Below are 21,155 nucleotides of genomic sequence, written 5' to 3'. Positions count from 1 at the left end.
AAGCCCACTCCTGTCCCTTTGCCGGGTCTCGGGGGCGCGGGAGACGGTGCCGTGTGCGGGAACGGAGACTGGTCATGGCAGACAGCACCGGCAAGTTCGGCGTTGGCGGACTGCATCATCTCGGCATTCCGAATCGCCGACAATTCTTCCAGCTCGGCGCGGGCGCCGCGGCGGGATGGACCCTTGCAGGCAACGCCTTTGCGCAGAGCGAACGCCCGACCAATCCGCCGGACAAGCCGCGCGGGCAGGTGATCGCGGCGCTGTCGCAGGAGCCGACCGTCTTCCATCCGCTGATGCCGGGGATCGAGGTCGATCAGGGCATCTGGTGGCAGGTGTTCTCGCCGTTGTGGTTCATCGAACCCGACGGCAAGTTCGTCCCTGATCTCGCGCGCGAAGTCCCGACCGTCGAGAATGGCGGCCTGTCGGCCGACGGCCTGACCTGGAAGATCAAGCTGCGCAGCGACGTGAAATGGCACGACGGCACGCCGTTCACGGCCGAGGACGTGAAATTCTCGCTGGACCTGATCAACAATCCCGACTTCCGCGTCCGCAACCGCGTCGGCCACAACCTCGTCAAGGACATCAAGGTCGTCGCGCCCGACGAGATCCACTGGCGGATGGAAGCTCCCTATTCGCCCTACATGTCGATCCTGTCGCTCACCTTCATCGTGCCGAAGCACATCCTGGAGAAGCTGTCGGATCCGAACGCCTCGCCGTTCCACAATGCGCCAGTCGGCACCGGGCCGTTCCGCTGGGGCGAGCGCGTGCCCGGCGACCACATTCAATTGAATGCCCATACCGGCTACCACGGCAAAGGACCGTACGTCGAACGCGTGGTCTTCAAATACATTCCTGATCTCACCGTCCTCTACACCCAGTTCCGCACGGGGCAGGTCGACTACACCGGCCTGCAAGGCATCTTGCCGAACTTCGTGCAGGAGGCGAAGACGCTGAAGGGCCGCAAGATCTTCGTCTCGGCGACGTCCTCGGTGGAGCACGTCGCGCCCAACCTGGAATTCGGGCCCTTCGCCGATCGCACGGTGCGTGAGGCGCTTTACCTTGCCATCAACAAGCAGGCGATCATCGATGCGCTGAACTACGGCCTGCCGACGCAGACCGAGAGTTTCGTGCCGCAACAGGCCTGGTCGTTCCAGCAGGGCCTGCCGCAGCACAAATACGATCCGGCCAAGGCCAACGCGCTGCTCGACGCGGCCGGATGGACCCGCGGCTCCGGCGGCATCCGCGAGAAGGGTGGCGTCAAGCTCGAATTCACCAACTCGACGACGTCGGGCAATGCGGTGCGCGAGCAGACCCAGCAGCTCCTGATCCAGGACTGGCGCGCGATCGGCGCGGCGATGCGGGTCAACAACATGCCGGCCGCCGTGATCTGGGGCGATTTCTGGCAGCAGTCGAAATTCAATTCGGTGCTGGTGTCCGTGAACTTCATGCTCGGCAGCGACCCCGATGTGACGCCGCGCTTCGGCTCCGGCGCTATCCCTGCCAAGGGCGGCCGTGGCTTCAACACCTATCAGTACAACAGCGCCGAGGCCGATCGTCTGCTCGCCGAGGGCGCCAGACAGTTCGATCTCGCCCAGCGCAAGACGACCTATGGCGATCTGCAAAAGCTGATCCGCAACGACCTCGCCATCCTGCCGCTGTTCCAGGGTTTTATTGCCGAAGGCGTGAAGGAGGGGCTGCAAGGCTTCCGTCCCAACATCAACACCTCGATCAATTGCTGGAACATCCGCGAATGGTACTGGGCCTGATGCGTCTGGCGCACTGGATCGCCTGAGATGGCCCGTTACGTCGCCAACCGCCTGGCGCAGGCGATCATGCTGCTGGTGATCGTCTCCGCGATCGGATTTGCCATCCTGCATCTGGCCCCCGGCGGTCCGCTGTCGCAATACGCGGCGTCCGCGCAGATGACGCAGGAGGACCTCGACCGCGTCACCAGGCAGCTCGGCCTCGATCGCCCGTTGCCGATCCAGTATCTCGACTGGTTCGGCCGCATGCTGAAAGGCGATTGGGGCAAGTCCTATCGCGACGGCGAGGCGGTGCTGTCGGTGATCTCCTCCCATCTCGGCGCCACGCTGGAGCTGATGGCGACGGCGACCATCATCGCGGTTTTGCTCGGCTGCTGGATCGGCGTGCTGGGCGCGCTGCGCCGCTATTCGCTGTTCGATACGCTGGCGACCGTCGGCGCCATGATCGCGCTGTCGATCCCGACCTTCTGGTTCGGCCTCGTCACCATCTACGTGTTCTCGGTGAAGCTCGGCTGGCTGCCGGCCGGCAATCGCCAAACCGTCGGCGATGGCTCCTTCCTCGACCTGCTGCATCATCTGATTGCGCCGGCGCTGGTGCTGGCGCTGGTCGAGACCGCGATGTGGGGCCGCTTCATGCGCTCCTCCATGCTCGAGGTGATCAACCAGGACTACATCCGCACCGCGCGCGCCAAGGGCATGCCGGAATGGCGCATCCTCACCGTACACGCGCTGCGCAACGCCCTGCTGCCGATGATCACGGTGGCCGGCCTCCAGTTTCCGACGCTGCTCGGCGGCGCGCTGGTCGCCGAGACCGTGTTCACCTGGCCCGGCATGGGCCGGCTGTTCCTGGATTCCATCGGCTACCGCGACTATCCCGTGGTGATGGGCATCCTGATGTTCTCGGCGACCATGGTGCTGATCGGCTCGCTGCTCGCCGACATCCTCTATGCCGTCGTCGATCCGCGTATCCGGGTGGGCTAGGAATGACGGCTGCGACCCTCTCGACCGCTCAGCTCGCGCCCGGCCAGGCCGCATGGCGGCGCTTTCGCCGACATCGCCTTGCGCTTGCGGGTGCTGTCATTATTCTGGTTCTCGTCCTCGGATCGGCGTTGGGTCCCTATCTGCTGCCGTTCGACGACACCTATATCGACATCATGAAGCGGTTCGCGCCGCCGTTGTCGGGCGCGCACATCCTCGGCACCGACGAGCTTGGCCGCGACGTGCTGGCGCGGCTGATGATGGGCGGGCGGATCTCGCTCTCGATCGGCATCGTCGCGATGGTGATCGCGATGGCGGTCGGAATCGCCGTCGGCGCCTTCGCCGGCTTCTATGGCGGCGTGGTCGGCGCGGTCCTGATGCGGCTGGTCGACGCCGTGCTGTGCTTTCCGACGATCTTCCTCCTGCTTGCGCTGGCCGCCCTCACCGAACCTGGCCTGATCACCACGACGGTGCTGATCGCGGCGACCGCCTGGATGAGCGTTGCCCGCGTCGTCGAGGCCCAGGTGCGTTCGCTGCGCGAGCGCGAATTCGCGGTCGCCGCGCTCGCCTTCGGCTCGTCGAACCTGCGGATCATGTTTCGCGAGCTCGTGCCCAACGCGATCGCGCCGATCGTGGTGGCGGCGACGCTGAACGTCGCCAAGGCGATCCTGCTCGAATCCTATGTCAGCTATCTCGGCTACGGCATCCAGCCGCCGGCCGCGAGCTGGGGCAACATGCTCAACAACGCGCAGATCTATCTCACCAGCGCGCCGTGGCTTGCGATCGTGCCGGGCGTCGCCATCACTCTCGCGGTGACGAGCTTCAATTTCCTCGGTGACGGCCTGCGCGATGCGCTCGATCCGCGAACGAATAGCCCATGACGAGCCGACTTGCTTCGATCGAACTGAATAGCTGGAGTGTCCCATGTCCCCGCCGCTCACCCGTATAAACAGCGACGAACGCCTGCCGGCGCAGGTGGACGTCGTCGTCATCGGCGGCGGCGTCATCGGCGTGTCCGCGGCCTATCATCTGGCGAAGAAGGGTCTCTCCGTTGCACTGGTCGAGAAAGGCCATGTCGGCGGCGAGCAGTCGAGCCGCAATTGGGGCTGGTGCCGCCAGCAGGGCCGCGCCCGTGAGGAGATCCCGCTGGCCCGCGAGGCGCTCCGGCTGTGGGAGGACATGCAGGACGACGCCGGTGTCGATGCCGGCTTCCGCCGCACCGGCGTGCTGTTCCTGACCAAAAGCAAGGACGAGCTGGCCAGTTGGGAGCGATGGGCCGCAACGGCGCGCGAGATGCAGGTCCACTCGACCGTCCTGACGCCGGCGGAAGTCGCCGAGCGCCTGCCCGGCAATTCCGAGAAATGGGTCGGCGGCCTGCACACGCCGAGCGACGGGCGCGCCGAGCCGTCGATGGCCGTGCCGGCGCTCGCCACCGCTGCACGCAAGCATGGCGTGACCATCCACCAGGGCTGCGCTGCACGCGGGCTGGAAACGCAGGGCGGACGGGTCAGCGCCGTCGTCACCGAGAAGGGCACCATTCGCACCCAGTCCGTGCTGCTGTCGGGCGGCGCGTGGTCGTCGCTGTTCTGCCGCCGTCACGGCATCGAGCTCCCGATCGGCCTCGTCAACGCCACCGCATGCCGAACCACGCCGGGACCTGAGATCACGTCCGGCGCGCTCGGCACCGACTTCTACTGTATCCGCCGCCGTCTCGACGGCGGTTTTACACTGGCGCTACGCGGCCGCGGGACTGTCGAACTGTCGCCAGACCTGTTCCGCTACGCGCGCACCTTCTGGCCGACCTACCTGCATCGCAAGAACGGGCTGAAACTGTCGTTCGGCAAGTCGTTCTTCGACCAGATCGTGCGCGGCACGAGCTGGAGTTTTGACAAGCCGTCGCCGTTCGAGACCGAGCGGGTGCGCGATCCGGCACCCGACATGTCGCTGGTCAACGCGGCGCTGGCTTCGCTGATCAAGTCGAATCCCGAATTGAAGGACATCGAGATCGCGGAAGCCTGGGGCGGCACGATCGACTGCACGCCGGACACCATTCCCGTGATCTCGCCGGTCGATGCCTTGCCCGGCTTCTTCCTCGCGACCGGCTTCTCCGGCCACGGTTTTGGCATCGGTCCTGCGGCCGGCAAGCTCGCCGCCGACATCGTGACCGGCGCGACGCCGCTGGTCGATCCCGCGGCCTACAGCCACAAGCGCATGATCGACGGCCGGCGTCTCGCGCCGGTCAGCCCGTTCTGAGAGTGCTGGTGGCATGACGGTTCTCTACAAGGCCAACATGGTTCGCGGCGCCGAATGGGCGCGCTTCTTCGCGGAACGCGCGCCCGATGTGCCGTTCCGGCTCTGGCCCGACATCGGCGATCCCGCAGAGGTGCGCTACCTGGTGGCGTGGGTGCCGCCGGACGATATCGCGACGACCTTTCCCAATCTCGAGCTGGTCTTTTCGGTCGGTGCTGGCGTGGATCAGTTCGATGCCACAAAACTTCCGCCGCACCTACCGCTCGTCCGCATGCTGGAGCCCGGCATCGCCGAGACCATGGTGGAATACGTCACCATGGCCGTGCTCGCCCTGCATCGCGATCTCCTGCACTTCATCAGCCAACAGAAGGAGCAGGTCTGGCGCGAGATCCGGATCACGCCGGCCAAACGTCGTCGTGTCGGCGTGATGGGGCTGGGCCAGCTCGGCCAGGCCGTGCTCGACCGGCTCAAGGCGTTCGACTTTCCGCTTCTCGGCTGGAATCGTTCGCCGCGCGAGGTTGAAGGCGTCACCTGCTACGCCGGTACGGACACCTTGCCAGAGTTTCTCGCGCAGGCCGACATTCTCGTCTGCCTGCTGCCGCTGACCGACGAGACCCGCGGCATCCTCAATGCCGATCTGTTCGCGCGCCTGCCGCGCGGAGCAGGGCTCGTCAATGTCGGGCGTGGTCCGCATCTCGTCCAAGCCGATTTTCTCGCGGCGCTCGACAGCGGCGCGCTGTCCGGTGCGGTGCTCGACGTTGCCGATCCCGAGCCGCTGCCCGCCGGCCATCCGTTCTGGAGCCATCCGCGCATCCTGCTGACGCCGCACAATGCCAGCATGACGACGCCTGATACGGCCGTCGATTTCGTGCTCGACGTCATCGCACGCCACCGCCGCGGCGAAGATCTGCCGGGGCGCGTCGATCGCAGTCGCGGCTATTAGGGCAATCGCATGAGCACCGGCGCAAGCAGGCCTGATCCGATCGTTGCCGAAGCGCAGGCGCCCGTGTTGTCGGTCGCGGGCCTGACCACGTCCTTTCTGCGCGAGCGGCAATGGATTCCCGTCGTCCGCGACGTGTCGTTCGATATCGCGGCCAAGGAAACCGTGGCGATCGTCGGCGAGTCCGGTTCGGGCAAGAGCGTCACCGCGCTTTCCATCATGCGGCTCATTCCGAAGGAGAGCGGCCGCGTCGAGGGGCGCGTCACGCTCGCGGGCCGCGATCTGCTGACGCTGTCCGAAGCGAGCATGACGGATGTTCGTGGCAACGATGTCGCCATGATCTTCCAGGAGCCGATGACGAGCCTCAATCCGGTGCTCACCATCGGCTTCCAGATCGCCGAGGCGCTGATCCAGCATCGCGGCCTGTCGCGCGCGGCGGCGGAGGCCGAGACCATCCGTCTGCTCGATCGTGTCCGCATTCCCGCGGCGGCGTCACGCTTCCACGAGCATCCGCATCGTTTCTCCGGCGGCATGCGCCAGCGCGTGATGATCGCGATGGCGCTCGCCTGCAAGCCGAAGCTGCTGATCGCCGACGAGCCGACGACGGCACTCGACGTCACGATCCAGGCCCAGATCCTGGAGCTTCTGAAGGAGCTCCAGCAGGAGGAGGGGATGTCGATCCTCTTCATCACCCACGACATGGGCGTGGTCGCCGAGATCGCGGACCGTACCGTGGTGATGTATGGCGGGCAGGCGGTCGAGACCGATGCGACCGCGCGCATCTTCGCTGCGCCCTCGCATCCCTATACGAGCGCGCTGCTCGCGGCCGTACCGCGTCTCGGCTCGATGGGCGGGCGGACGCGGCCGATGCGTTTTCCGATCGTCGACAAGGTGACGGGCACCTCGGACGAGCCAACGGAGACACCTGAGACGGTCTCAACCGCGGAGCGGCCGCTGCTCGAAGTCTCCAACCTCACCACACGCTTTCCGATCCGCTCCGGCTTGTTCGGCAAGGTTTCGGGCCGCGTCCACGCGGTCGAGAACATCTCCTTCACCCTGCGCGCCGGCGAGACGCTGGCGCTGGTCGGCGAGTCCGGTTGCGGCAAATCCACGACAGGCCGTTCCATCCTCAAGCTGACGGAGCCCGACAGCGGCACCGTCCTGGTCGACGGCCAGGACGTCCTCGCCATGAACGCCCGGACCTTGCGCGACTTCCGCAAGCAGATGCAGATCGTATTCCAGGATCCGTTCGCGAGTCTCAATCCGCGCATGTCGGTGGGGACGGCGATCGCAGCGCCGCTGCTCGCCAACGGGCTCGCCACGGCATCGCAGGCGCGCGACAAGGTCGCCGACCTCCTCGTGCGCGTCGGCCTGACCGCGGATATGGCCGCGCGCTTTCCGCACGAATTCTCCGGCGGCCAGCGCCAGCGCATCTGCATTGCGCGCGCGCTCGCGCTCGGGCCGAAGCTGATCGTTGCGGACGAAGCGGTCTCCGCCCTCGACGTCTCGGTCAAGGCGCAGGTCGTCAACCTGATGCTCGACCTCCAGGCCAGCATGGGCCTTGCCTATCTCTTCATTTCCCACGACATCGCGGTGGTCGAGCGCATGAGCCATCGCGTCGCCGTGATGTATCTCGGCGAGATCGTCGAGACCGGCCCGCGCGCAGCCTTGTTCGGCAATCCGCAGCATCCCTACACGAAGAAGCTGATGGCCGCGGTCCCGGTGCCCGATCCATCGCGCCGCGGCACGAAGCGCGAGACCTCGAACGACGAGATCAGAAGCCCGGTGCGCGCACCGGATTATCAGCCGCCAGTCCGGCAGTATCGCGAAGTTTCGCCCAGCCACGTCGTCCAGGTCTGGGGCGAGGAATGGTCGGCCTAGCGCGCGAAGGCGCTCAGCGGATGCTTTCGAGAACGCACGATAAAATCGCGCCATGATCTGCCGCACACGTTAACGGTGTTGTCCTTCGCGATGCCAAGCCTGTGAAATCGTGCTGAAATCACAATGAATTCACCTCGTCGCGGCGGAGTGCGACCGGCTGCCACAATCTATATGCTAATCCGGCGAAGCTGGACCGTCTGCCGTCGATCTCCGATAATGCATCGACTCGGAAAGGCCGTCGCAGACGTGCCTTTCACGGATGGAATATTGAAATGACACAAGCAGGCGTCTACGGGCAGAGGCTCGGGCGGGGCCTTCACGTGAAGGAAGCTCCGGTTCTGATCACGCGCTCGCTGCGCAGCGCGGAGCTCGCGGTCACCGAAGTCCGCAATGACAAGCCGACGTCCGAACTTTCCGGCTCGTTGCCGGCTGAAGATGCTTACCTTGTCAGCCTGAAGCTCCGCGACTATCCCGCTTGCGAATGTTGGGAGGAAGGCCGCTACGTCACCAGGGAGGATATTCGTGCGGGCGCGACCTATCTGTACGACCTCAAGCGCGACCCGCGCTATGTGATCGACAAGCCGTTTCACTCGCTCTTCTTCTATTTGCCGCGCTCGGCCCTTCACGACATGGCGAGGCAACCCGGCGCGCCGCGCATTGGCGAGCTCAATTACGAGCCCGGTGTGGGGCATGACGACGGGGTCATCCGTCATATCGGCGCCAGCTTGCAGGAAGCACTGCGTCGGCCTGACGAGACCAACCAGCTTTTCGTCGATCACATGATGCTCGCGCTCACCGCCCACGTCGCCCAGACCTATGGCGGGCTGAAGCCTGTCGCTGAGCCTAACCGCGGCGGGCTCGCGCCATGGCAGGTGAAGCGCGCGTGCGACCGGCTCGACTCCGATCTCTCAGGCAAGGTCGCGCTGGAGCAGATCGCGACCGAACTCGGCCTCTCGGTCAGCCACTTTTCACGCGCATTCCGGATCTCCACCGGCCTGCCGCCGCATCAATGGCTGCTGCGCCAGCGCGTGAAGGCGGCCACGCAGCTGATGACGGTCCGCAACCTGCCGTTGTCCGAGATTGCGATCTCGGCCGGATTTGCCAATCAAAGCCATTTCACGCGGGTGTTCACCCAGATGGTTGGCGTCAGTCCGGGCGCATGGCGCCGCGAAACCCATGGCGGGCGGGACGAGTAGAGCGTTTTCGCGTCAAAATCAGAATCCAAATCAGTGCCGCTTCGCCAGCGAGATCGCGCGCTTCGTGCCCGTGAATTCGTGAGGCGCTGCGCTTCAGGGCAAGCATCCCGGCCATTCCTTCAGCAGGCGGCGACATCGCGCGAGGGAGGACGAAGCCAGGGTGAAGTCCGCCGATTTCCTGCACGAGGATTTCGCGCGGCGCATCCCAGCCGGCGATATCCACCTCAACGGGATGGCCCTGCTCGACCGTCCCGGCGATCGCACCATGGACGCGACCAGCGATGGCCGGACGAGGACAATCGCGACAATCTCGCCGACGGCATCGGCCATCCGCCTGACGAGATTTTTGCGGCGCGCCGCGGCCTACACGGCGCGAATCGATCTGGCGTGGCGCAACGCGGGACAGCTTGCGAACTCACGGCGCCTGTCAGTTCGCGCTTCTGCGCTCCCGCGTATGCAACGATGCAAACTTAGTCCTCCTGAGATCGTGACTGGATGGAGCGACAGGGAACAGGAGTATGTGAACAGTCTCATAGTCCATCACTCTCTTTTCGAGCTAACTCTCCCCCAAGAAATTGCTGCACCCGGAGCTGACTGACAGACACGGGTGAGATGCAATGCCTGCGAAGCCGCGAGCTCGCAGCTTTGGACTGGCTCTCGTCTTGGTTACGAGCAAGCCAGCCCCATCACTCAGCCACATCTTTTGGAAATTGGAATCAAGGGCATCGCGAAGCGCGTCCACGCAGCTTCTAATCGGGGTCGGCCGGTAGGCTGCTACTTATTGAGGAGCCCCCAATGAAGATAGGCAACGCAGTTTTCAGCGCATTTTCCCTAACGAGGTACGCCGGTAATCTTGGGATCGCCCGTTCCAGTCTTATCAAGTCGGCCCATCTCCTCGAAAGAATTGGGCTAGCAGCCGTTGGGGCCTCTTGCGGCCTCTATGTGGGTGCGACCCTGTTGCGTCAGAAAGGCGGGCTTTTTGAAAGCGGCTGGATCGTGCTGCTAACAATGCTCTACGGAGCTCTCAGCTATTATGTTGGAATTGATTTGTCCCGGTCTGTCGCTCGGAGGTCGATTTCGAGCACCTCGGAAGAATACAACGGCTCTGAGGTTGCTGAGATCATGAGTGCGGCCGGTACGTTCGGCGCGGCGATTGCAGCAACTCTGTCCGTCAGCATCCTTGTCCTTGATCAAAGCCTACCCAATGCGCTGATAGCGTTTCTCGCCGGCTGTTGGGTCGTTGGGTCTTCGCTTCAAGTTGCGGCGGGAACGATGGCGCGCAACTACGTAGTGCCCAAGGACGAAGAATGAAGACAATTGTGCTCACGGAAAAACGTCTGCTTGGCGTCGTGATGTGGGCACCAGTGCCAGTGCTGACGTCAGGTCTGAAGGCGAGTGGTTGACGGCTCATCGCAACTTCTGTCGTTCAACGCTGCGTGCAGACGATTTTTAGTAGCGCGACCGTTTGCATCGAGCAATGTCCTTGCTTGGAAGCGGCATCGGTACTGAGCAACCTAAGTTATCGCGCAACAAACAAGACGTGCCATCATGGTGGCGTTGGGATATTGTCCCCGCGCCGTGGTCCAAAATTCTGCTAACCGCCAACCGCACGATCGGTGGAGCCAATGCAGATTGCGGAGTGGCTCGAGAAGCTGGGGCTTGGACAATACGCAGAGCGTTTTGTCCAAAATGGGATCGACATGGGCGTCCTTCCCGAACTGATGGCCGAGGACTTCGATAAGCTCGGAGTCCTGCTTGGCCATCGCCGCAAAATGCTGCGTGCCATTGCCGACCTCGATCCAGCCGCGTTGATCGCATCGCCGGCTCCTCCTCACGACGCCGAGCGGCGTCACCTGACCGTTATGTTTTGCGACCTGGTCGGCTCGACTGCGCTCTCCGCGCGTCTCGATCCCGAGGATATGTGGGAAGTGATCCGGGCCTACCGCGCCGCTTGTGCGGGCGTCATCGCTGCTTATGACGGCAGGATCGCCAGGTTCGTCGGTGACGGAATACTGGTCTATTTCGGCTATCCCCGCGCCCACGAGGACGATGCGGAGCGCGCAGTGCGCGCGGGCCTCGACACCATCGCTGCGGTCGGGCGACTGAGGACGGGCGCGACCGAACGGGTTGAACTGCGGATCGCAATCGCGACCGGGCTTGTGGTGATCGGCGACCTCATCAGCGGCGATGCGTCGGAGGAGCACGCAACGGTCGGCGATACACCAAACCTTGCTGCCAGGCTTCAGAGCCTGGCCGAACCGGGAGTGGTCGTCGTCGCCTCGTCGACGCGCCGGCTGCTTGGCGATCTCTTCACTTTTCGCAATCTCGGCCGCCGCGAGGTCAAGGGGATAGCCGAACCCATCGCGGTCTGGGCGGTCGAGGGGGCGGCCGCATCGGAAAGTCGCTTCGAGGCGGTCCGCGCAGCGCGTTCGATCGGCTTTGTCGGTCGCAAGGAGGAGATCGAATTCACGCTCTCGCGCCAGCGGTTGGCATGGCAGGGGCAGGGCCAGATGGTGTTGATCTCCGGCGAAGCAGGCATCGGCAAGTCGCGCATTGTCGCAACGCTGTCCGAAAACCCCGCGTTGGGGGCGCATCGCCGGGTGCGATATCAGTGTTCGCCCTACCACACCAACAGCGCGCTTCATCCCTTTGTCGCGCAGCTGGAGCGCGCAGCCGGTATCCGCTCGCACGACACGCCGGGGCAAAAGCTCGACAAGCTTGAGGCAATGCTGGCGCTTGGAACGCAACAGGTCGCCCGGGCGACACCGCTCATTGCGGCTCTCCTTTCGATTCCAACCGGCGACCATTATCCGCCGCTTGGTTTGAGCCCGGCGCAGCAGCGGCGACAGACATTTGCCTCGCTTCTCGATCAGCTCGAGGGGTTGGCGCGAGAGCAGCCCCTGCTGGTTATCTGCGAGGATATGCATTGGGCCGATGCCACGACACTTGAACTGTTCGATCTCGGGGTCGACCGGATCAGGGGACTGCCGATACTCATGCTCATGACAGCCCGACCAGAGTTCGAGCCCTCCTGGTCGGGCCTCGCCAACGTCAGCCTGTTGCGGCTCGACCGGCTCGACCGGCAGGACACGCGTGCGCTGGTCGAGCAGGTGACCGTTGGCCGCCAGCTGCCGCGCGAGATGATGGAGCAGATCATCGACAAGACGGACGGCATCCCGCTATTCGTTGAGGAACTGACCAAGATGGTGCTGGAGTCCGGACTGCTCGTCGAAGATTCCGGACGCTACCGCCTCGATAGTCCGCTCCCGCCGCTCGCTATTCCCGCGACGCTGCAGGATTCGCTGATGGCGCGGCTCGACCGGCTGGCGCCCGTCAAGGAGGTGGCGCAGATAGGCGCCGCCATCGGCCGCGACTTTTCATACGCGCTGCTAAGATATGTGACGGGACGCGATGATCTGACGTTGAGCGCTGCGCTGGGGCAACTCGAAGAGGCGGAACTGCTGGTGCGTCGCGGGACACCGCCCGACGCAAACTATAGCTTCAGGCACGCTCTCGTTCAGGAAGCGGCCTATGAAGGCCTGCTCAAGAGCAAACGGCAGATGCTTCACAAGCGCATCGGCGATGTCCTGCGCGAGAAGTTTCCAGTCGTTGCCGAGACTGAGCCGGAAGTTCTGGCACACCACTTCACCGAGGCGGGGCTGAGCGAGATCGCCCTCGAATGGTGGCGCAAGGCGGGCCAGCAAGCACTGAAGCGCTCGGCCTATTCCGAGGCGATCGCGCATCTCGGCAAGGCGATTGCGTCCGCCGACGAGGTGCCGGATGATCCCCGCCGGATGATGAGCAGGCTGCATCTTCAAATCGAGTATGGCCGTGCATTGCGAGGCAGCCTCGGCCATAGCGCTCCCGAAACGGTAGCCGCATGGACGCGTGCCCGACAGTTCGCTGCCGACATCAATGATCCCGTTGAACTCGCGCCGGTCCATTCGGGTCTCTTCAATGCTTGCCTGACACACGGCGAACTCGCTCCGATGCTGGAGCTGGCGGATGCCATCAGGAGCGCCGCTGACCGACGACCGGACTCACCGGTGGCCGCTGTCGTTGCACATTGGACGGGCGGGGTTACCTGCTGGTTCGGCGGTGATTACTTGAACGCGAGGATGCATCTCGAGCAGGCACTCGAGATCTATGGTGCCGAGCCGGATCCCGCGACGTTCAGGGCTTCGGCACTGGATCTCCCGTTCGTGATCATGAGGTTTCTTGCCCTGGTGCTTTGGCCGCTTGGCAAGATCGCGCGCGCACGCCGCCTCGCCGCCGAAGCGGTGAGTGCTTCGGGAGAAAAACGGGCGCTGTCCCAGGCCAACGCGCTGGTTCATCGCGCCGTGTTCGACGGACTATGCGGAGGCGTGTTGCAGCAAACGGAGACGATCTTGGCGCTCGGTCTCGCGCGCGACCACACGATGCCGTTGTATGTGGCCGCCGGCACCTATCTGAATGGCCTCGCCAAGTGGCGTGCAGGCGACCAAATGACCGGACTGACGGAAATGCGTCGCGGCTGGACTTTGCTGCACGAGAATGACTGCTATCTCTGTGAGCCGTTTTGGGGGATGCACGTCGCCTTGGCGAACGCAGCGTCGGGCCAACTCGAAACCGGGCTGGAAATCTTGAGCGAATTGATCGCGTGGACCGGGCAATCCGGCCAGCATTGGCTTGATGCCGAGCTGCATCGCGCCCGCGGCGAGCTTTTGTCGCGTCTTGATCCTTCGGACGAAGCCAGTGCCGAAGCTTCCCTCAACCGAGCGCTTGAGATCGCACGACACCAGCAGACGAAGACTTTCGAGCTGCGCAGCGCCCTTGGACTTGCTCGCCTGCACAAGAGAAATGGCCGAGCAGGCGGGGTATCCGAAATGCTCGCTCCCGTGCTGGCCGAATTCGATGTGGAGCGAAATCTTTCTGAAGTCGTGGAAGCGAAAGAGCTGCTGGAGCAAGTGCATTAGGCACTTGCCGTTTTCCCCCAGTCGATGGGCGGGGAATGACAGTCAGGAATTCACGTGCACGAAATCCCGCAGCAGCGGATAGATCTCGTTATTCCACCGCTTGCCCGAGAACACGCCGTAGTGGCCGACGCCGGCCTGCATGTGGTGGACGCGGCGATAGGCGCGCACACCGGTGCAGAGGTCTTGCGCGGCGAGCGTCTGGCCGATCGAGCAGATGTCGTCCTTCTCGCCTTCGACCGTCATCAGTCCCATGCGGCTGACGGCCTTGGTGTTCACGGGACGGCCACGGTGCATCAACTTGCCTTGCGGCAACAGGTGCTCCTGGAACACGTCACGCACGGTCTCGATGTAGAACTCGGCCGGCAGGTCCATCACGGCGAAATATTCGTCGTAGAAGGTCTTGATGCTGGCGGCCTTCTCCTTCTCGCCCTTGGCGATATGGTTGGCGAGATCCATGTGCTGCTTGATATGGCGCTCGAGATTCATCGAGACGAACGCCGTGAGCTGGACGAAGCCGGGATAGACCTTGCGGAGCGCGCCGCGGCATTGCACCGGCACGTAGTTGATCAGGTTCTGCTCGAACCAGTCGATCGGCCTGCTCTTGGCGAACTCGTTGACCCTGGTCGGCTGGATGCGCGTGTCGATCGGACCCGCCATCAGCGTCAGCGTCGCAGGCCGCGAGGGGTGGTTGCCCTCGCACATGACCGCGGCGGCCGCCAGGGCCGAGACCGAGGGCTGGCAGATCGCGACCATGTGCGGACGCGGGCCCAATTGGCCGAGGAAGTCGATGAGATGATCGGTGTAGTCGTCGAGCCCGAAGCGGCCTTCGCGGCGTGGAATGTCGCGCGGATTGTGCCAGTCGGTGATGTAGACGTCGTGATCCTGCAGCAGCGTTTTCACGGTGCCGCGCAGCAGCGTGGCGAAATGGCCCGACATCGGCGCCACCAGCAGCATGCGCGGCTGCTCCGGCACGCCGTCCTTCCTGAAGTGCAGCAGCGAGCCGAACGGCGTCGCGTAGGCGACCTCCTCGGTGACGCCGACCTCGCGGTTGCCCACCATCACGCTGTCGATGCCGTAGGCCGGACGGTGATAGGTGAGGGTGGAGCGCGAGATCAGCTCCAGCGCGGCCGAGAGCCGGCCGACGACCTGATCCGATAGGCCCTGCGGCACCAGATGGAGGAATCTGAGCGCGGACGAAGCTCCCGCCCGCCACGGCGCGGTGAGGTCCATATGGTTCTGAAAGGCCTGATAATACATCGACATCATACTGAAACGCCCACCTTCCCGTGCTGTCATGCAATATCGAAGCCAAACGGGAGCCCTGCCGCCCTCAAAACTGGCACATCGCTTGCTCCTCTTTTTGCGGGAAGCACAGGTCATGAGCACTCCCGCGGGCCGGGCGGCGTGCAAGTCACAGGCGTAGGGAATGGGCCATATGGCGAAGGCGACACTGACCATCAGCAGCAAGAACTATTCGTCCTGGTCGCTGCGCGGCTGGCTGCTGACGAAATTTTCCGGGCTCGATTTCGAGGAGATCGTCACCGCGCCGGACGACGCGTCGGCACGCGCCGAAATCCTGCTGCTGTCGTCGTCGATCCTGGTGCCATGCCTGCGCCACGACGGCGCCGTGGTCTGGGATACGCTGGCGATCGCCGAATATCTCAACGAGGCGATGCCGGAAGCCGGTCTATTGCCTGATGACCGCGTCCAGCGGGCGCATTGCCGCTCGATCTGCGGCGAAATCCATTCCGGCTTCACAACGTTGCGCGCTTCGCTGCCGGTCAATCTGAAGGGGCACTTCCCCGGCTTCAAGATCTGGTCGCGCGCGCAGGCCGATATCGACCGCGTCTGTTCCATCTGGCGCGACTGCCTGGAGAAATCAGGCGGACCCTTCCTGTTCGGCGCGAGGCGCACCATGGCGGATGCGATGTATGCCCCCGTGGTGACGCGCTTCGTGACCTATGACGTCAAGCTCGAGCCGCTGCTGAAGGCCTATGCCGATACCATCATGGCCATGCCCGAGATGAAGGAATGGATCGCGGCGGCCAAGGATGAGCCGGCCGAGATCGAGGAGCTCGAGGTCGAATATTAGGCAGGCCTGGCGCCCGCCTGCCTGTTTTGGGAGCGAGACCAGGGCTGCCGCAGCCGGCTGCCATGTCTTTGAAGCCGTTAACTTTTAGCACCCGCAGCCGGCTCGGGCCGGCCCACGTGCTGCGCAGATATTGTATACGCGTGCGGGCTTGTTGCGACATCTAGCCGTGAACAGCTGCGTACACGGCGTTCCGGCTGATTCGGACGTGATTCGTTCGGGCCGCGTTCCGTTCGTTAAGGCAGAGCGCGGCCCCGTTGCATTTTGAGACAGACGCCGCTCGTTAGGCGAAGCCCGAGTGCTTGGCGCGCGGCACGCGCCAGCCGATCACAGTGGCTTCCACCGGGACGCCGGCCGCGTCGTTCTGCCAGCGGCCCTCGACATAGCGGCAGGCGAACGGCAGTTGATACGTTCCGCTGTGGTCCTCGCACAGCACCTCCACCGGCAGGCCAGGTGGCGGTTCGCCGGCGCCATCGAATTCCGCCAGACGTCTATCGCGCGTTGCCATTCCAAAAATCTCCCCTAATCAAAGTCGCGGAAAGAGCGCCCACTTTCTTCCGCGCACGGTTCACTGCTCCCCGTCCAAGGGAACAAGCCAAGCTCAACGCGAGAATGCGGTACGAGTGTGGTAGCCTCCGGCGTCGGCGAGCAAAAAGCGCACATTGCCGTGATTGATTTGGACGAGGAACCTGCATGTCGCTTCGAAGTGCCGGCGTTTGTTTCGCGATGTTGTTGCTCGCCACGCTGGCGATTGCGCCGGTCCGCGCGCAAGACGTGCCCGGCATCGAGATCTGTACCGTCGAGAAGACCATGGAGCGGCGCACGAGCTGCCTGCAGAGCAACGTCGACTTCCTGCAGAAGACGATCACCAAGCTGACGCTCGATCATCAGCAGAAGCTCGATGCCGCCAACCGCCAGATCGACGCGCTGAAGACGACTGTGGCCGGCCTGCAGAAGACGCTGGGCGATCTCCAGGCTGCACAGGTGAAGATCGCGGACGATCTGAAGAAGAAGCAGGACGCGCCGCCACCGAAGGATGCGGCGAAATAGGCGTCGCCGTCACGCCACGCGGTAGCGCTCCATCACGCCGCGATCGGGCTCATAGCCGAGCCCGGGTCCCGAGGGCACCGCGACGTGGCCGGTGGTATCGACATCGGCGCGGCCGCCCCACAGACACGCTTCGCGTTTCAGATAGAACATCTCGACCAACCCGTCGTCACGCGTCGCCAGCAGGTGCAATGTCGCCAGCAGGCCCGGACCGAAATACGGGGAGTGCGGAACGATCTTGACGCCGAGCTGATCGGCGAGTGCGGCGACCTTCAAAAATTCCGTGATGCCGCCGACCTTGGTCACCGACGGCTGGGCGTGGCTCACCGCGCCTGCATTCATCATCTGGCGGAATTGATACTCCGTGCAGGCGTTCTCGCCGGCGGCGACGCCGAGCCCGCCCTTGCGGCGGACCTCGGCGAGCGTGGTAAAATCCTCCGGCGGCCAGACCGGCTCTTCCAGAAACATCGGCTGCGCGTCCTCGCACGCCTTCGCGAATGCGATCGCCTGCTCGCCTGTGAGCGGGCAGTTCATGTCGACCATCAGCGGGATGCCGGGCCCAATGGCCTCGCGCGCGGCAAACACCGCCGGCGTCGTGGTCTCGTGCAGCTTGATGGCGCCATAGCCGAGCGCGAGCGCCTTCTTGCATTCGCCCGTGATGTTCTCAGGCGAGCCGATCCGCAGCAGGCTCGCATAGGCGGGGATGTTCGAGCGCTTGCTTGCTCCGAGCAGGCGATGCAGCGGCGCGCCCTCGATCTTCGCAGCCAGGTCCCACAGCGCGATGTCGAGCCCTGATATCGCGAACATGGTGATGCCGTAGCGGCCGAACAGATGCAGGTTGCGCTGGATCTGTTCCATCACCGCGGGAATGCCGGCGGCATCGGGAACCTTCAGCCCGCGGGCCTGCGGCGCGATCATCTCCTCGACGGCGCTTCGCGTGGTGCGGGGGGAGACATAGGCAAAGGCATCGCCCCAGCCGGTCAGTCCGGCATCGGTCGTGACCTCGACCAGCACCATGTCGAGCGCGGAGATTGCGGACGCGCCCTGGCGAAAGCTCGCGACACCGGCGTCATAGGGGATGCGGATATGGTGCGCCCGCACATCGGTGATTTCCATGACGCGGTTCCTCTTTCTGGTGAGCGGTTGCGATGAGTGTAGCTGCGAATGCCGGGGCGTTGCCAGTGGCTATTCCGGAACTATTCTCATGCAAGGACAGCAATGCCGATCAAGCGAGGCGGTGGCCGTCAGCGCATCATCGCCAGGCTTCGAACGAGGGCCCTTGACGCATGAACCCAGCCCAGCGCGCGCTCTGGTATATCGAGAGCCATCTGGCCGAGCCGATGACGCTCGACGAGATTGCTGCGATATCTGGCGTGTCGCGGTTCCACATCGTGCGGGCGTTTGCCGCAGCCACCGGACTTCCTGTGATGCGCTACGTGCGCGCGCGGCGGTTGACGGAAGCGGCGCGCAGTCTTGCGAACGGCGCGCCGGACATCCTGTCGCTGGCGCTGGAGGCGGATTACGGCTCGCACGAAGCGTTCACCCGCGCGTTCCGCGACCAGTTTGGCACCACACCCGAAGCGGTGCGGGCGGCAACGCGCCTCGACAAACTCAAGCTTCAGGAGCCGATCCTCATGGACTCCACCATGCTCGACCACCTCGTCCCGCCGCGTTTCGAAACCGCGAAGGCCTTCCTCGTCGCCGGCCCCGCCGAGCGCATCTCCTGCGACAACGGCGCCGCCATTCCGGGGCTGTGGCACCGCTTCCATCAGGAGGTCGCCGACGTTCCCGCGCGCGTCGGCCAGGGAAAATCTCAAGTCGCCTATGGCGTCTGCTGCAACGGCGATGATTCCGGCAATTTCGACTACATCGCCGGCGTCGAGGTCGCCGATTTCTCCGACCTGCCGCGCCGCTTCGGTCGCATCCGCATTCCCGAGCAGCGCTACGCGGTGTTCACCCACACCGAGCACGTCGCCTCGATCCGCCGCACCGTCAACACGATCTGGAATCAGTGGCTGCCGGCGTCCGGCCTGAAGGCCGCGGATGCGCCGAACTTCGAGCGCTATGACGAGAAATTCGATCCCGCGACCGGCAATGGCGGCTTCGAGATTTGGATACCAGTGCGGGAGTAAGCACGATCCGGACCCGAAGGGCCGCGTTCGCGCAAAGTGCGCAGCGGTTTTCCGAAGAGATCATGCTCAAGCAAGACCTAAAGCGCGATATGTCATCGCGCTTTACGTTGCAACGCTGGCATACCATCCCGCTTGCTTGGCAAGCCCCGGCGACTTTGTCATAACCGCCGGCAAATCTTGCGTGTGGGGCCCGTGCCGGACATCCCGTGCAAGCCATAACAAGCAGCCGGGAGGGTCCCCATGTCCAACGTTCGCATTCTCGCCACCGACCTCGAATTTCCCGAAGGGCCGGTGGTGATGCCGGACGGCTCGGTCGTGCTGGTGGAAATTCGCGGCCAGCGCCTGACCCGAATCCATCCCGACGGCCGCAAGGAGGTCGTCGCCAAGGTGCCGGGCGGCCCGAACGGCGCAGCCCTCGGCCCCGACGGCAAGATCTACATCTGCAACAATGGCGGCTTCTCCTGGATTCCGACCGGCAAGATGATCATGCCCGGCCCGCAGCCGGACAGCTATCTCGGTGGCTCGATCCAGCGCGTCGATCTGCAATCGGGCAAGGTCGAGACCGTCGTGACCAAATGCGGCGAGCACGATCTGCGCGGGCCGAACGACCTCGTCTTCGACAAGCATGGCGGCCTCTGGTTCTCCGATCTCGGCAAGCGCCGCGCCCGCGAGATGGATGTCGGCGGCATGTATTATCTCAAGCCCGGCATGACCGAGATCGTCGAGGTCGTGCATGGCGTGCTGCCGGCCAACGGCATCGGCCTGTCGCCGGACGAGAACACCGTCTACATCGCGGAGACCCCGACGGGGCGGCTCTGGGCCTATGAGCTGTCCGCGCCCGGCACGCTTAAGCCGCGCGAGGTGATCTACCGTGGCGAGCGCGGCAAGCCGATCTGCGGCCTCGGCGGCTACCAGATGTTCGACTCGCTCGCGGTGGAGGCGAACGGCAATGTCTGCGTCGCCACCCTGGTCTCCGGCTGCATCTCGGTGATCGCGCCTGACGGGACCCTGGTCGAGCAGGTCCCGACCGGCGATCGCGTCACCACCAACATCGCCTTCGGCGGTCCCGAGCTCAAGACCGCCTACATCACGCTCTCAGGCAAGGGCGAACTGATCGCCATGGACTGGCCGCGCTGCGGTTTGCCGTTGAACTTTCTGAATAAGTGAATGTATCTGAGCAGCCGTGCCGATGCGTCGGTCGTCATTCCGGGATGCGTGCGCCAGCACGCAGGCCCGGAATCCATAACCCCGAGCGGTGATTATGGATTCCGGGCTCGCGACGTCGTCGCGCCTCGGAAGGACGGCAGTCATTATGGAGAGAGAAATGCCCTGGCCTGATCCCGTCACCCTGCGTGGGCAGCACGCCCGTCTCGAGCCGCTGTCGAAAGAGCATCGCGAGGGGCTGGTGGAGGCCGTGAAGGACGGCGAGCTCTACACGATCTGGTACACCGCGATCCCGACGCCGGAGAACGTGGCCAAGGAGATCGACCGCCGCTTGGGCCTCCAGGCCGCAGGCTCGATGCTGCCGTTCACCGTGTTCGATGCCGGCGGCAAGATCGTCGGCCAGACCACCTATATGAACATCGATGCCGCCAACCGCCGCGTCGAGATCGGCTCGACCTGGTATGCGAAGAGCGCGCAGCGCGGGCCGCTCAACACGCAGTGCAAGATTCTGCTGCTGACCCACGCCTTCGAGACGCTGAACTGCATCGCGGTCGAATTCCGCACGCATTTCTTCAACCACCAGAGCCGCCGCGCCATCGAGCGCCTGGGCGCCAAGCAGGACGGCATTCTGCGCAGCCACCAGGTCACGCCGAACGGCACGCTGCGGGACACCGTGGTTTACAGCATCACCGCCGCCGAATGGCCGACGGTGCGGACGCATTTGAACTATCAACTCAACGACAAGCCGCGCTGAGCGGCC

Annotated in this window: 18 protein-coding genes; 15 read left to right on the top strand and 3 right to left on the bottom strand. The window is 64.2% G+C overall.

All coding sequences use genetic code 11. From position 1 onward, the window contains the following. Positions 1-74 precede the first annotated feature (74 nt). The 10 genes from CT676_RS14335 (at position 75) to CT676_RS14290 (ending at position 13,963) form a co-directional block, all read left to right on the top strand. Complete coding sequence (locus CT676_RS14335) at positions 75-1,766, top strand: peptide ABC transporter substrate-binding protein (protein ID WP_085405185.1); 1,692 nt, start codon at positions 75-77, stop codon at positions 1,764-1,766. A gap of 27 nt (positions 1,767-1,793) precedes the next feature. Next, entirely contained in the window at positions 1,794-2,744 is a 951-nt protein-coding gene (locus CT676_RS14330; protein WP_028147015.1) for an ABC transporter permease, read from the top strand. A 2-nt stretch (positions 2,745-2,746) separates the two neighbouring features. Further along, complete coding sequence (locus CT676_RS14325; RefSeq protein ID WP_135214822.1) at positions 2,747-3,622, top strand: ABC transporter permease; 876 nt, start codon at positions 2,747-2,749, stop codon at positions 3,620-3,622. 43 nt (positions 3,623-3,665) lie between these two features. Next, positions 3,666-4,994 carry an FAD-binding oxidoreductase gene (locus CT676_RS14320; RefSeq protein ID WP_085405183.1) on the top strand — a complete coding sequence of 443 codons (1,329 nt, stop codon included), beginning with the start codon at positions 3,666-3,668 and terminating at the stop codon, positions 4,992-4,994. 13 nt (positions 4,995-5,007) lie between these two features. Further along, on the top strand, positions 5,008-5,934 hold the full coding sequence (locus CT676_RS14315) for a glyoxylate/hydroxypyruvate reductase A (protein WP_085405182.1): 927 nt from the start codon (positions 5,008-5,010) through the stop codon (positions 5,932-5,934). A gap of 9 nt (positions 5,935-5,943) precedes the next feature. Further along, positions 5,944-7,812 carry an ABC transporter ATP-binding protein gene (locus tag CT676_RS14310; RefSeq protein ID WP_135214821.1) on the top strand — a complete coding sequence of 623 codons (1,869 nt, stop codon included), beginning with the start codon at positions 5,944-5,946 and terminating at the stop codon, positions 7,810-7,812. A gap of 272 nt (positions 7,813-8,084) precedes the next feature. Then, the gene (locus CT676_RS14305) at positions 8,085-9,008 is read left to right on the top strand and encodes a helix-turn-helix domain-containing protein (RefSeq protein ID WP_085405181.1); all 924 of its coding nucleotides are present in this window, start codon (positions 8,085-8,087) and stop codon (positions 9,006-9,008) included. A gap of 160 nt (positions 9,009-9,168) precedes the next feature. Continuing rightward, a complete protein-coding gene (locus tag CT676_RS45220) occupies positions 9,169-9,606 on the top strand; it encodes a hypothetical protein (RefSeq protein ID WP_244623163.1) in 438 nt (145 codons plus the stop codon). Positions 9,607-9,803: 197 nt separating this feature from the next. Continuing rightward, on the top strand, positions 9,804-10,319 hold the full coding sequence (locus tag CT676_RS14295) for a hypothetical protein (RefSeq protein ID WP_063981455.1): 516 nt from the start codon (positions 9,804-9,806) through the stop codon (positions 10,317-10,319). Between the two features lie 314 nt (positions 10,320-10,633). Further along, complete coding sequence (locus CT676_RS14290; protein ID WP_085405180.1) at positions 10,634-13,963, top strand: adenylate/guanylate cyclase domain-containing protein; 3,330 nt, start codon at positions 10,634-10,636, stop codon at positions 13,961-13,963. Positions 13,964-14,005: 42 nt separating this feature from the next. On the opposite strand, the gene phaZ is transcribed toward CT676_RS14290, so the two are convergent. Beyond that, positions 14,006-15,229 carry a polyhydroxyalkanoate depolymerase gene (phaZ, locus tag CT676_RS14285; RefSeq protein WP_094184518.1) on the bottom strand — a complete coding sequence of 408 codons (1,224 nt, stop codon included), beginning with the start codon at positions 15,227-15,229 and terminating at the stop codon, positions 14,006-14,008. 169 nt (positions 15,230-15,398) lie between these two features. Here phaZ and CT676_RS14280 point away from each other — a divergent pair, with 169 nt between their 5' ends. Then, positions 15,399-16,055: a glutathione S-transferase family protein gene (locus CT676_RS14280; RefSeq protein ID WP_085405179.1), complete on the top strand. Its 657-nt coding sequence runs from the start codon at positions 15,399-15,401 to the stop codon at positions 16,053-16,055. Positions 16,056-16,335: 280 nt separating this feature from the next. On the opposite strand, the gene CT676_RS14275 is transcribed toward CT676_RS14280, so the two are convergent. Next, the gene (locus CT676_RS14275) at positions 16,336-16,560 is read right to left on the bottom strand and encodes a hypothetical protein (protein WP_041953164.1); all 225 of its coding nucleotides are present in this window, start codon (positions 16,558-16,560) and stop codon (positions 16,336-16,338) included. Between the two features lie 185 nt (positions 16,561-16,745). Here CT676_RS14275 and CT676_RS14270 point away from each other — a divergent pair, with 185 nt between their 5' ends. Next, positions 16,746-17,102, top strand: coding sequence for a hypothetical protein (locus CT676_RS14270; RefSeq protein WP_085405178.1), 357 nt, complete (start codon positions 16,746-16,748; stop codon positions 17,100-17,102). A 9-nt stretch (positions 17,103-17,111) separates the two neighbouring features. On the opposite strand, the gene CT676_RS14265 is transcribed toward CT676_RS14270, so the two are convergent. Next, positions 17,112-18,215 (bottom strand): mandelate racemase/muconate lactonizing enzyme family protein, encoded by a 1,104-nt coding sequence (locus CT676_RS14265; protein WP_085405177.1) that lies wholly within the window; start codon positions 18,213-18,215, stop codon positions 17,112-17,114. A gap of 170 nt (positions 18,216-18,385) precedes the next feature. Between CT676_RS14265 and CT676_RS14260 the strand changes: the two genes are divergently transcribed. The 3 genes from CT676_RS14260 (at position 18,386) to CT676_RS14250 (ending at position 21,149) form a co-directional block, all read left to right on the top strand. Next, the gene (locus CT676_RS14260) at positions 18,386-19,231 is read left to right on the top strand and encodes an AraC family transcriptional regulator (protein ID WP_085405176.1); all 846 of its coding nucleotides are present in this window, start codon (positions 18,386-18,388) and stop codon (positions 19,229-19,231) included. Between the two features lie 240 nt (positions 19,232-19,471). Beyond that, a complete protein-coding gene (locus CT676_RS14255) occupies positions 19,472-20,398 on the top strand; it encodes an SMP-30/gluconolactonase/LRE family protein (protein ID WP_085405175.1) in 927 nt (308 codons plus the stop codon). 157 nt (positions 20,399-20,555) lie between these two features. Beyond that, a complete protein-coding gene (locus CT676_RS14250) occupies positions 20,556-21,149 on the top strand; it encodes a GNAT family protein (RefSeq protein WP_028147003.1) in 594 nt (197 codons plus the stop codon). Positions 21,150-21,155 lie beyond the last annotated feature (6 nt).

Source organism: Bradyrhizobium sp. MOS001 (genome assembly GCF_004634465.1).
Taxonomy (GTDB): Bacteria; Pseudomonadota; Alphaproteobacteria; order Rhizobiales; family Xanthobacteraceae; genus Bradyrhizobium; species Bradyrhizobium barranii.
The sequence above is the reverse complement of the archived record's forward strand: the minus strand, read 5'-3'. Positions and strand labels throughout refer to the sequence as shown.